Consider the following 12,389-nt stretch of genomic DNA (forward strand, 5'->3'; position numbering starts at 1 on the left):
CGGTGGCGTCCGGGGTCCCCGGGCGCGCGGTGGTCGTCGCCGCGGGGGCGGACCCGCCGTCGGTCGGGGAGCCGGGCTCCGTGGCCGCGGTCGGGGTGGCCGCGGAGGTGGGGGCGGCGGGGTCGACGGTCGTGCTGCGGGGCCCGCTGACGTCCGGGGCGCCGATGGCCGTCACCGGCACTGCGGCGTCCCGGTCCGCCGAGGCGGAGGTCGCGGTGACGGCGACCGGTACCGCGACGGCCAGCGCGACCGCGGCCGCGACCCCGAGCACGGCTCGTCGCACGCGTGGTGTCCGGACCGACCGCATCGTGCTCCCCTCGTGGCATACCTGCACGAGGGGGATCGGTGCGTGTGCACCGTTCCTTGAATGTGACGCCTCGTACACGTCACCCTACGGTGCGCTACGCCGTGACGGAACCCGTCCGCTCGGTGCCGCGCCGAGGGAGCGAGCGGAGGAAGTCCAGCAGGACCGACGAGCGCCGGCTCCAGTCGTGGCCGTCGGCGACGGCGGCACCGGCGTCGTTGCGGTCCCGGTCCGACAGCATGGCGGGCAGGTCGCCGACGCCGGCGGCCGCGTCGGCCACGACCCGGACGCCGGGGGGCGGCGCGGAGCTGCCGGCGAAGTGCGGGGTCGCCAGCACCCGCAACCCGGCGGCGAGGTACTCGAACAGCTTCATCGGGCTGCGGCCGTCGTTGGTGGTCGAGTCACCGAAGGGCATCAACGCCGTCCGGTAGCCGGACAGCACCTCGGGGGCCCGGCCGTAGTCCAGCGGCCCGCGGAAGCGGACGTTGTCGCCGAGGCCCTCGGGCACCTGGTCGGGCTCGGGACCGAACAGGTCGACCCGGACGTCGGGCCGGCCGTGCGCCAGGTCCCGCAGCCAGTCCCAGTCCAGCCGCTCGTCCAGCGCACCGACGTAGACCACCGCGTCGTCGGCGGTCGTGGTGTGCCGCTCACCGCTGCGGAAGAAGGGCGCGTCGACGCCGTTGACCAGCACCAGGTGCGGCAGGTCCCGCGCCCGGCGCGCGAGCTGCGCCAGCACGGTCTCCGAGGTCGCCACCACGGCCGAGCACTCGGCCAGCGCCCGCTCCTGGGCGGCCCGCATGCGGGCGCCGGTGTAGACGTCGGTCGGGCGGTAGACCACCGTCCGGGCACCCACCATCGAGCCGAGCCCGGCGAACATCGGCTGGTCCATCAGCAGGAAGTCGGGTCGGTCCAGCCCGGCCGCGCGGACGGTGCGCCGGATGCCGGGGATCCCGGTGTGCAGCGCGAGGTTCACCGGCCACCCGGCGGTCAGCTGCACCGGCAGCGTGGTGAACGGCACCACCGACACCCGGCCGTCGCCGTCCTCCTGGGGCCCGGCGACGGTCGAGGAGAACCGCGACCGCAGGCCCACCCGGTTGCCCAGCCCGACGAGCTTCACCGGGGAGAGCGGGGTGGACATGTGCCCGACCTGCAGACCGCGCCGGGCCAGCGCCCGCGAGAGGTGGTGGCTGCCCACCCGGAACACGCCGGTCTCGGGGGTGTGGCTGGCGAACAAGACCCGGGAGGGCGAGCCGGCTGGGCGGGTGCTGTGCGGAGTCATCACGCCCAGTGTCCCCCGACGCGGGACGGACCTCGCGGGTAGCCCGGGGCGGTCGGGCCACCGGGCACTAGGCTCGCCGCGACGAGACGACCGCGATCCGGATGTCCTGGGTCGACGGGGGGCCACCGAGCCAGTCGGCCCCCGCAGGCGAGCACGGCCGAGGGGACGACGATGACGACGCCGATGACCCTCGTGGTGGGCGACCCGGCCAACAACCAGCTCGGCCGGGTGCAGTCGGTCTACCGCACGGCGCTCGAGGCGGGGTACCGCCCGCGCGTGCTGACCACCGTGCGCGGGACCACGACCTGGGCACCGCTGCGGGGCAGTGACGTCGACCTGGTCCTCGAGCGGGTCGACCCGCGGCACCTGCCGGCCGCACTGGCCGCGGGGACCGGACCCGTCGTCGTGGTCAAACCCCGGTGGGACAGCCTGGGCGCCCTGATGTCGGCCACCGGAGGCGCGCCGCCGGCCGGTCCGGTCGTCGTCGACGTCGACGACCCGGACCTGGAGGAGCTGCGGGCCGACGTGCGCCGGCAGTTCCGGACCAGCCCGGGCCGGGCCGTCGTCCGCTGGCGGCGGTACGCGCGGATGCGGTCCGCGGTGCGGGCCCACACCTGCACGGTCTCCAACCCCGTGCTGCACCGCACCTACGGGGGTCTCGTCCTCCCCCACGCCCGGCCCGACCGCGGCCCGGGCCTGCCGCACACGACCCAGCAGCCGACGGTCGCCTTCATCGGCAGCCCGAAGCCGCACAAGGGACTGGACCTGCTCCGGGCAGCGGTGGCCCGGCTCGCCCACCTGGGGTACCGGCTGGTCGTCACCGCGGAACCGGTCGGTCCCGTGCCCCCGTGGGAGCGGTGGACCGGCCCGCTGGACGAGGCCTCCTCGATGGAGCTCCTGCAGACCAGCGACGTCGTCGCCCTCCCGTCGCTGGACCGGGGATGGGGGCGGGCCCAGCTGCCCATGAAGCTGGTCGACGCGATGCTGGCCGGGCGAGCGGTCGTGGCCAGCCGCATCGAACCGATCTCGTGGGCACTGGCCGGTTCGGGCGTGCTCGTCGCCCCGGGCTCCGAGACCGAGCTCGTGGACGCCCTCGTGGCCGTCGGCGACCCCCATGAGAGGCAGCGGCTGGGTGACCGGGCCCGTCAGCTGGCACTGGGGACCTTCACCCCCGCGGCGCTGGCCCCCACGCTGCTGCGGGCCGTCGAGGAGGCCGCCAGGCGCCTGCCCTGAGGCGGGACCTCAGTCGCGGGCGTCGCCGGCCGGCACCGGGGACGGCCGGTCCGGCAACGGCGCGGCGGTGCGCCGGGCCCTCCGCCCGACCACCGAGCGGACGCCGAGCGCCGTCGCCAGCACCACCGTCTCGGTCACCAGGATGGCCAGGCTGGCCCCGACGGCGCCCCCCGCCCGGGCGCCGAGCAGGAGGAGCGGGGCCCCCACGACCGCCCCGGTCACGGTGCTGGCGACCACGACCCGGGTGAGGCCCGCCGGGATCAGCACGTAGGCGGAGTAGCCCAGGGAGAGCGACACCACCACCAACGAGGACGCCATCGCGGCCGCCTCGCCGACACCGACCTCGATGGTCCCGGAGAAGATCAACCCGTCCAGCACGGGCGTCAGGATCGTCATGGACACCGCCGCCAGCAGCCCGGCGGCCCCGGTCGCGAGCACCGCCGTACGGGTGCGTCCGGCCCGTTCGGCCCCCCTGCTGCCCGACACCCAGCTCTGCAGCGCGTTCTTGAACGGGAACAGCAGCGCGCGCCCCAGCAGCTGCACCCGGTAGAGCGCGGCGAAGAGGGGCAGCGACGCCGGCGCGACGGCGGCCACCAGGGTGACGGCGAAGCCTGTCCACGCATAGGTGGCCAGAGAGCTGACGATGAGCGGGGCCTGCTCGCGCAGGGACGTGATCGTCGCGCGGATGCCGGGCACGCGCCGGGTGGCCCGGTCCCCCCGAAGCCGCAGGAAGGCCAGCAGCACCGCGAGGAGGTTGGCCGCGATCGTCAGCAACGGGAACCCGACCAGGGGCATGCCAAGCCACAACGCGATCGACCCCAGCACCGAGACCCCCACCTGCGGCAGCGTCTCGTAGACGGCCACCAGGCCACTGCGCCCGAGACCCACGAAGTACCACGAGCTCGTCAGCCCCACGAGGGACGAGCCGACCGCCATCAGGGCGACCACAGCGGGCTCGTCGGGCGCAACGAGGAACGCGACCAGCGCGACGACGGGGAGCACCACCGCCGACACGGCCAGGCGGGTGAACAGGCTGGTCCAGTAGACCTCCTGCAGCTGCTCGGGCGAGCCCTGCCGGACCGCCACGACGTGCGCGCCGACCAGCCCCCAGCCCATGAGCACGACGACCGCCGCCGCGGCACCCAGCGTCTGGCCCAGCACCACCGCGGCGAACCCGGCTGCGCCGGCCGAGGAGGTGATCGCCGGCAGCGCGACCAGCGGCGCCACGGCGGTCGCGGCGGTCAGGCCGTAGAACTGCACCACGCGCAGCAACGGCGGCCGGTCGCGGCGGGCCGCGGGTGCCGAGCGGGACGGAGGCACGGGACACCCTCCTCGTCCGAGGACGGTCGCGACGGGCCTTCCCCGACGGCACCGGGAGACCGTCACCGGGCCCAGGGTAGCCCCGGGGCGCTCGGCGGCACCGGGTGCCAGTACCCCCGGGGCGCTCCCCGGCGGTCTCACCCCTCCGCGCGGCTGCCGAACTGCCGGCCGGCCACCACCTCGGTGGAGGCGCGAACCCACCGGTCCGTCGGGGGCCGCACGGGGGCGGACGTCCGCGTTCGACGGGTGCGGACCCCGGGGCCTGGGCGCCCCGGGCCCGCCGCACGGACCGATCAGCCCGCCGTCGACCCCGCCGCCGCGCGGGCGGCCATGCGTTCGCGCTGCGGGACGACGACGTACTTCGGGTCCTTCGACGACGCCATCCCCGCGTCGAAGATCCCGAACCGGGTCAGCGCCGAGCCCGCGGCCAGCAGCGCACCGCTGGCCACCGCGCCCCACCGCTTGCCGCCCAGCACGGCCGCACCCACGGCGCCGGCCGCCGTGCAGGCCCGCGCTGCCCGCAGCAGCTTCCCGGCCCGGCCGAGGTGGTACGGCTCGCTGACGATGCCGTGGTCGTTCTCCACCTTGTGCATCGCGGCCAGCTCCACCGCGGCCCCCACGACCGCGGCCTTCCGCGCCGGCCCGGCCTGGTCCACCGGGGTCAGCGCCATGCACAGCCCACCGCCGGCGGCCAGGCCCGACCCGGTGAACACGAACGGCAGCTGGTTGCCCGGCTCGTGCCAGCTCGGCGTCGCGGTGTTGGCCAGCAGCACCGCGGTGTAGGCCGCCATCGGCCCGCCGAACACCGCCCCGCCAACGCCCGCGGTCTTCCGCAGCGCCGGCGTCTTCACCCAGCGCGGCACCCACGTCATGCGCTCGGCCAGGGTCAGCGCCGCCGCGGCCCCGGTCAACGCGCTGAACGGCGACAGGATGTAGGAGCCCACGCTCAGCGGGCTGGTCGGCTTGAACACCCGCAGCATGTGCAGGAACCGCTCCGGCCGGCCCAGGTCGTGGATCAGGAACCCGACGCTGGCGACCGCTCCCCCGCCCGCGATCAGGTGCGCGGTGCGGGCCAGCGCCGGCCGGCCGGTGAACTCCGCACCCGCACCCAGCACCGCCGACGACCCCGCCGCGCCACCCAGGAACAGGTACAGCGGGACGTCGGGGGTCTTCCACACCGCCGACTTCACGATCTGCCGGCCGTAGTAGCTGGAGAACTCGGCGTCCTCGACCGTCGGGTCGCCGTCCCGACCGCGGCCGCCGCCCTTGCGCTTGCGCCGCCGCTGGGCCGAGGGCCCCTGGGCCCGGCGCCAGCCCCCGCCCGGCGTGGCCACGCCCGACGTCCCCGGCCGGTGGTCCAGCGGCGCGTCCACCTGCTCGCTCGGCACTCCGGTGGCACCCATCTCCGGGGTGCGCTCCTGTGCGACCTCCGCGCCGGGGTGCGTGCCCGGGTCGGCCGCCGGCGTCTCCCCCGCCGCGTGCCGCCCGGAGCGGTCCGGCCGGGTCACCGCCGCCGCCCCAGGAAGCCGCTCAGCGCGACGCCCACCAGCATCGCCGCCGCGCCCGCCGCGTGCCGCCACATCGAGGGCAGGTCGCGGGTGGTCACCACCGGGTCCGGCGGCAGGCCGTAGACCTCGGGCTCGTCGAGCAGCAGGAAGAACGCCCCCGCGCCGCCCACGCCGTCGTCGGTGTCCCGGCCGTAGAGCCGCGCCGTCTTCACGCCCTGCTCGGTCAGCGTCGCCAGCCGCGCGTCGGCGCGGGCCTGCAGCTCGTCCAGGTCACCGAACTGGATGGACTGCGTCGGGCACGCCGTGGCGCACGCCGGCTGCAGACCGTCGGTGAGCCGGTCGTAGCACATCGTGCACTTGAAGACCCGACCGTCGCCCTTGCGCTGGTCGATCACGCCGTACGGGCACGCAGGCACGCAGTAGCCGCAGCCGTTGCAGATGTCGTCCTGCACCACCACGGTGCCGAACTCGGTGCGGAACAGCGCCCCGGTCGGGCAGACGTCCAGGCAGCCGGCGTGCGTGCAGTGCTTGCACACGTCGCTGGACATCAGCCAGCGGATCTCCCGGTCACCCGACTGCGCCGTCTGCGGGTCGAAGCTCGACAGCGCCTGGGCGTTGAGCACGCTGGCCTGGTCGACCGTCACGCCGTCGGCGTTCGCGTGCGACGGCGACTCGCCCCCGCACGACCCGCCGCAGCCGCCGCCGGACCCCGCACCCTGCCCGGGCGCGGCCGGCAGCCCGATGCCGGGCATCGGCAGGTCCACCGCCCGCGACTGCTCGACGAACGCCACGTGCCGCCACGAGTTCGCGCCGAGCATGCCGGTGTTGTCGTAGCTCATCCCCGACAGGCCGAGGGCGTCGCGGTTGCCGTCGGCGTCGTCCATCGGGAGCGTGTTCCACTCCTTGCAGGCCACCTCGCAGGCCTTGCACCCGATGCACACGCTGGTGTCGGTGAAGAACCCGACCCGCGCCGGGTGGTCGGCCTCGTAGCCGGCCTCCCCGGTCACGTCGGGCAACGGCCCGTACAACCGGTTTCCCGGGTCGTGCCCGGTGAAGGCCGGGCTGGCCGAGCTGATCTGGCTCACGGCTGTGCCTCCGCGACGTGGTCGGGGGCGCTCTGCGTGGTCGTGGTCTGACCCTTCCGCTCACCGGACATGTTCGTGGCCTCCACCGGGGCGCGCCCACCGACGGGCACCAGCCCGCTCTTCACGCCGGCCCGCTGCCGGTAGGACTCCACCAGCTCCACCAGCGCGGGGCCGCGCGGGCGTCGTCCGGGCTGGATGTCGCAGGTGGCGACCTTGGACTCCTGGATGTGCACGTTCGGGTCCATCACGACGCCGAACAGGTCGTTGCCGCTGTCGCCGGTGGAGATGCCCTGCTCGCCCCAGTGGTACGGGACGCCGATCTGGTGCACGACCCTGCCCTGGCCCATCTTCAGCGGACGCATCCGCTCGGTGACCAGCACCCGCGCCTCGATCGCCGTCCGGGCGCTGACCAGCGTCGCCCAGCCCGCGTTCTCCAGCCCGCGCTCCGCGGCGAGCTCCGGGGAGACCTCGACGAAGAACTCCGGCTGCAGCTCGGAGAGGTAGGGCAGCGTGCGGCTCATCCCGCCGGCCGTGTGGTGCTCGGTCAGCCGGTAGGTGGTGAACACGTAGGGGTAGACGTCGCTGGTCGGCGGGTTGCTGCGGTTCCAGGCCGCCTCGATGACCTCCCGGCCCGGGTTGGCCTGCTGCCGGTACAGCGCGTTGGGCACCGGCGACTCGGCCGGCTCGTAGTGCGTGGGCAGCGGCCCGTCGGCCAGGCCGGACGGCGCGAACAGCCAGGCCTTGCCGTCGTTCTGCATGATGAACGCGTCCGCACCGCTGATGCCGTCGGGACCCTTCGCACCCGGCTCGGGCCGGTAGGACGGCGGCTTGGTGGCCTCGAAGTCCGGGACGTCGTGCCCCGTCCACTTCTGCGCCTCCTCGTCCCACCACACGTAGGCCTTGCGCTCGCTCCACGGCTTGCCCTCGGGGTCGGCGCTGGCCCGGTTGTAGAGCGTGCGGCGGTTTGCCGGCCACGCCCAGCCCCACTCCGGGGCGACCCAGTTCTGCTCCCGCCCGGGCTTGCGGCGGTCGGACTTGTTGACCTCGTCGGCGTAGACACCGGTGTAGATCCAGCAGCCGGCCGTCGTCGTCCCGTCGTCCTTGAGCTCCGTGTAGGAGGACAGGGTCCTGCCGTCGGGGCCGACGCCGTTGATCTCGCGCAGCACCGCCTCGGCGCTCGGCTCGACGAACGGGCCGTGCGTCGGGTAGTCCCAGGTCAGCGCCTGCAGGGCGCGGTCGCGGGGGTCGGTGGAGCCGGCCAGCCGGTCGCGCATGATGCGGCCCAGGTGGAAGTAGAACCACAGGTCGCTGCGGGCGTCGTCCGGCGGCTCGACGGCCTGGCGGTGCCACTGCAGCAGCCGCTGCGTGTTGGTGAAGGTGCCCTCCTTCTCCACGTGCGTGGCCGCCGGCATGAAGAAGACCTCTGTGCCGATGTCCTCGGTGACCAGCTCGCCGGTCTCGATCTCCGGCGCGGTCTTCCAGAAGGTGGCCGACTCGATCATCTGCAGGTCGCGGACGACCAGCCACTCCAGGTTGGCCAGGCCCAGGCGCTGCATCTTGCCGTTGGCGTGGCCAACCGCCGGGTTCTCCCCGACCAGGAAGTAGCCGGGGATCTTGCCCTGGATCATGTCCGCGACCTGCCGGTAGGAGCCGTGGTCACCGTTGATCTTGGGCAGCAGGTCGAAGCAGTAGTCGTTCTCCGCCGTCGCGGCGTCGCCGAACCAGGCCTTGAGCAGGCTGACCATGTAGGCCCGGGTGCCGCCCCAGAACCCGACCATCTCGTCGCCGACCTTGCAGTACTCGTCGAGGCTGGTGTGCTCGGCGGCGTGCGGCATGGCCAGGTAGCCCGGCAGCAGGTTGTACAGCGTCGGGATGTCGGTGGAGCCCTGGATGGAGGCGTGCCCGCGCAGCGCGAGGATGCCGCCGCCGGGGCGACCCATGTTGCCCAGCAGCGCCTGCAGGATCCCGGCGGTGCGGATGTACTGCACGCCCACCGTGTGGTGCGTCCAGCCCACCGAGTAGACCCACGCCGTCGTCCGGTCGCGGCCGCTGTTGGCGGTCACGGCCTTCGCGACGTCGAGGAACACCTCGGGCTCGATGCCGCAGATGTCACCGACCATCTCGGGCGTGTAGCGGGCGAAGTGCCGCTTGAGCACCTGGTAGACGCTGCGCGGGTGCTGCAGGGTCGGGTCGGTGGCCGGCTGGCCGATCTTCCCGGGGTCCTCGATGTGGCCGGCGGTGCCGACGCTGGGGTCGACCGCGCCCTCGAACTGCCAGGTCGACGAGTCGTACTCGCTGGTGTCGCCGTCCCAGCCGGAGAACAGGCCGTCGAGGTCCTCGGTGTCCTGGAAATCCTCGCCCACGATCGAGGACGCGTTGGTGTAGGCCAGCACGTAGTCGCGGAAGTCGAGCTCGTTCTCCAGCACGTAGGAGATGAGCCCGCCGAGGAACGCGATGTCGGTGCCCGCCCGCAGCGGCACGTGGGTGTCGGCCACCGCCGAGGTCCGGGTGAACCGGGGGTCGACGTGGATCACCTTCGCGCCGCGCGCCTTCGCCTCCATCACCCACTGGAACCCGACGGGATGGCACTCGGCCATGTTCGAGCCCTCGATGACGATGCAGTCGGCGTTGACCAGGTCCTGCTGGAACCCGGTGGCCCCGCCGCGGCCGTACGTGGCACCCAGACCGGGCACCGTGGCGGAGTGCTATATGCGCGCCTGGTTCTCGATCTGTATGGCGCCCATGGCGCTGTACAGCTTCTTCATCAGGTAGTTCTCTTCGTTGTCCAGCGTCGCGCCACCGAGGCTGGCGATCCCCATGGTGCGGTTGACGCGCTGGCCGTCGTCGGTGTCCTGCCAGCCCTTGTCCCGGGCGGCGAGCACGCGGTCGGCGATCATCTCCATCGCCGTGTCGAGGTCGAGGTCCTCCCACTCCGTGCCGTGCGGACGCCGGTACTTAACCGTCGTCGTCCGGGTGGGGCTGGTGACCAGCTGCTTGCTGGCGCTGCCCTTGGGGCACAGCCGGCCGCGGCTGACCGGCGAGTCGGGGTCGCCCTCGATCTGCACGATCTGCTCGTCCTTGACGAACACCCGCTGCCCGCAGCCCACGGCGCAGTAGGGGCAGATGCTCTTCACGACGCGGTCGGCGGTCGCCGTCCGGCTGGTGACCTGCTCGGTCCTCTTGCTGCGCGCCGCGTGGCCGCGCCCCAGCGGATCGGGTCCGGTGAGCTGGCGGAACACCGGCCAGGAGTCGAGCCACGTCTTCACCGTCGACACTCTGCCACCGTGCCCGGTGACGCGCTTCACGGACCGGGTCGGCGGACCAGCGCGACAAGGGCCGCCATCGCGGCCGCCCACCCCAACAGCAGGGCGACGTCCCCGGCGTGCAGCCCGTGGCTGGAGGTCACCGGCAGGACGACGGGACCCTCGAACCGGTAGGTCCCGTTCAGCAGCAGGGCGGTGAACCCGGTCAGCACGACGGCGATGACCAGGCCAGCCGCGGAGCGCACAGGTGGACGGTAGGTGGCCGCGGGCCGGGGCGTGGCGGACCGGACCGTCCCACGAGTCACACCCGGTCACTCCTGCCGCGTGTCGGCGCGACACGCCCGGACAGGCTGTCGCCGGACGCCTGCGGAGTGTCACCATCTCCGCCGATCGGGTGACCTCGGACAGGCGCCCGCACACGGGGAAGGACCACGGTGGACCAGAGCCCGACGCCACGCCGCGCGCTGCCGCCGGTGCCGCCCCCGGCCCGCCCGTCGGCCACCACGACGATGGCGCCGCCCGCCGAGCAGACCACCTGGTTCGACGCGCTCGACCCCATGGTCGACTCCGTGCGGCTCAGCCCGCTGGACGACGGCACCGCCGCCGGCGCCGCCCGCGACCTCATCCGCGACTCCGCCCGCCAGCCGGTGCTCGACGAGGCACTGCTGGCCGCCCTGGACGCCGCCGCCAAGGCCGCCGCCGCCCGCCGGGCCGTCACCATCGACCTCCCGGCGCCCCCCACCGGCTCGCTGCCGGCCGCCGCTGTTCCCGCTCCGGCGACCGCCCTCGCCCCGGTGGCTGCGCCCGCGGCCCCGGCACCCGCAGCCGTGCCCGTCGCGGAGTTCGAGGACGACCTCGACGACGACCTGGAGCACGTCGACGAGGACCTGGACGACTCGGACGACGACGGGGGCTCGGACGACGGGGGCCTGGAGGACGCTCCCCCGCCCGCACCCGGGCTGCGCACCGCCCACGCGGCGTCCCTGCGCATCGCGCCCCAGCCCGTCCTCGAGCCGGCCACCGAGGTCGACGTCGCCGCGGAGTTCGCCCGGCACGACGACCTGGTCGAGACCGGCCGGCACTCGGCGGTCGACCACGAGTGGCTGTCGGACACCGGCCGGCACCACGTCGTCACCGAGACCGGGCGGCACTACGCCGTCCGGGTCGCCGACGACGAGGACTCGCCGCTGAGCCACCGCACGGTGATCACGCGGACCTCCTCCGTCCGCCGCTGGATCCCGGCCGGCATCGGCGCCGGGGTGCTGGCCATCGTGGCCGCGGTCCTGCTCACCAGCGGGTTCGCCAGCTCCGGGACGCCCACCGGCACGGACGAGGCCGCGCGCACCGGCGGGACGAGCACCGAGGCGCCCGCCACCACCACGCCCGCGCCGACCATGCCCGGGATGAACACCCTGGACCTGTCCGGCTCCACGGTCCCCGGCACGGTCGACGCCGCACAGCCCACCGTCGACGAGCCCAGCGCCGACCCCCGCCCCCAGGTCGCCACCCCGCCCAGCACGGCGGGCCGCAGCTCCCAGGCCGCCGTCCCGGGCAGCGGTGGCGCGGGAAGCGCGGACAGCGGCGGCTCGGGGACGAGCACCAGTGGCGGGACCACCACCGGCGGGACGACCACGGGCGGCACCACCACCGGCGGGACCACCGGGACCGGTCCCTCCGGGGCCAGCAGCTCCGCGGGCAGCAGCGCGACCACCGAGGCCACCGCGACGAACGTGACCGCGCCCCCGCCGGCCGGCGAATCCAGCTCCTCCACCCCCGGCACGACCACGCCCTAGCGCCTCGCCCGGTCGGGAGCGACTGGCGCCCGCTGTCGGGGCGTTGACCTCGCAGTTCGGCACCGTGGACACGCCGGTGGACGGCGTGTCGGCGTTGCGCACCTGCATGATCATCATCGGCGGCAGTGCGCCCGGGGTTGGTGCTTGTGGGACAGCTGTTACCAGGAGCCTGGTTGTGAGCGTGAACATCCCTCGGCGTGTCCTCGTCGACACGCCGACTGGGACTGGTCCGTCACTCAGAGCCCCGTTACCTTGCCTCTCCGTCAGCAGTGAATGACACGAGTGCAATTCACCGGGGGATGGACGTGGGAAGCAGGCACCGTGCCGCCGTGGGGCGGCACGCCGAGCCCCAGGGCTCGCGGGTGGGGGCACCGGCCCCCGTGCCGCCGCTCCCCCCGCTGACCGGGCTCCGCGTCGTCGCCGACCACCCTGCACCGACCACCACCGGCGCCCACCGCGCCGCCGAGCCCCGCGCTGCCGACAGCCGCGCCGAGCAGGCCCGGGTCGCCGAGCAGGACACGGGGTCGCCGTTCCCCGCCTTCGGGCAGCTCGCCGCGCCGGGCACCACCGGCACCCAGCGCGCCGTCCAGGCCCCCCGCCGGGA

Annotated in this window: 8 protein-coding genes and 2 pseudogenes; 3 read left to right on the plus strand and 7 right to left on the minus strand. The window is 74.5% G+C overall.

Translation table 11 applies throughout. The features are described from left to right. Both NH342_RS18745 and NH342_RS18750 read right to left on the minus strand, forming a co-directional pair. A pseudogene (locus NH342_RS18745) lies at positions 1 to 283 on the minus strand (hypothetical protein); the annotation flags it as partial. Between the two features lie 118 nt (positions 284 to 401). Continuing rightward, the gene (locus NH342_RS18750) at positions 402 to 1,583 is read right to left on the minus strand and encodes a hypothetical protein (RefSeq protein WP_253017156.1); all 1,182 of its coding nucleotides are present in this window, start codon (positions 1,581 to 1,583) and stop codon (positions 402 to 404) included. A gap of 171 nt (positions 1,584 to 1,754) precedes the next feature. Here NH342_RS18750 and NH342_RS18755 point away from each other — a divergent pair, with 171 nt between their 5' ends. Continuing rightward, positions 1,755 to 2,816, plus strand: coding sequence for a glycosyltransferase family 4 protein (locus tag NH342_RS18755; RefSeq protein WP_253017157.1), 1,062 nt, complete (start codon positions 1,755 to 1,757; stop codon positions 2,814 to 2,816). A 9-nt stretch (positions 2,817 to 2,825) separates the two neighbouring features. Here NH342_RS18755 and NH342_RS18760 read toward each other — a convergent pair whose 3' ends face one another. The 5 genes and pseudogenes from NH342_RS18760 to NH342_RS18780 form a co-directional block, all read right to left on the minus strand. Beyond that, positions 2,826 to 4,136 carry an oligosaccharide flippase family protein gene (locus NH342_RS18760; protein ID WP_253017158.1) on the minus strand — a complete coding sequence of 437 codons (1,311 nt, stop codon included), beginning with the start codon at positions 4,134 to 4,136 and terminating at the stop codon, positions 2,826 to 2,828. A gap of 293 nt (positions 4,137 to 4,429) precedes the next feature. Next, positions 4,430 to 5,644: an NrfD/PsrC family molybdoenzyme membrane anchor subunit gene (gene nrfD / locus NH342_RS18765; protein ID WP_253017159.1), complete on the minus strand. Its 1,215-nt coding sequence runs from the start codon at positions 5,642 to 5,644 to the stop codon at positions 4,430 to 4,432. Further along, on the minus strand, positions 5,641 to 6,729 hold the full coding sequence (locus tag NH342_RS18770) for a 4Fe-4S dicluster domain-containing protein (RefSeq protein ID WP_253017160.1): 1,089 nt from the start codon (positions 6,727 to 6,729) through the stop codon (positions 5,641 to 5,643). The genes nrfD and NH342_RS18770 overlap by 4 nt, the downstream gene beginning before the upstream one ends. Beyond that, positions 6,726 to 10,004, minus strand: a pseudogene (gene fdh / locus NH342_RS18775) (formate dehydrogenase). The gene NH342_RS18770 and the pseudogene fdh overlap by 4 nt, the downstream one beginning before the upstream one ends. 26 nt (positions 10,005 to 10,030) lie before the next feature. Further along, positions 10,031 to 10,237, minus strand: a complete 207-nt coding sequence (locus tag NH342_RS18780; RefSeq protein WP_253017161.1) for a hypothetical protein — start codon at positions 10,235 to 10,237, stop codon at positions 10,031 to 10,033. A 189-nt stretch (positions 10,238 to 10,426) separates the two neighbouring features. On the opposite strand from NH342_RS18780, the gene NH342_RS18785 reads away from it, so the two are divergent. After that, positions 10,427 to 11,785 (plus strand): hypothetical protein, encoded by a 1,359-nt coding sequence (locus NH342_RS18785; RefSeq protein ID WP_253017162.1) that lies wholly within the window; start codon positions 10,427 to 10,429, stop codon positions 11,783 to 11,785. A 329-nt stretch (positions 11,786 to 12,114) separates the two neighbouring features. After that, positions 12,115 to 12,389: hypothetical protein (locus NH342_RS18790; protein WP_253017163.1), on the plus strand; the 275-nt coding region annotated here is incomplete at its 3' end.

The sequence above is a fragment of the Klenkia sp. PcliD-1-E genome, from assembly GCF_024124375.1.
Lineage (GTDB): Bacteria > Actinomycetota > Actinomycetes > Mycobacteriales > Geodermatophilaceae > Klenkia.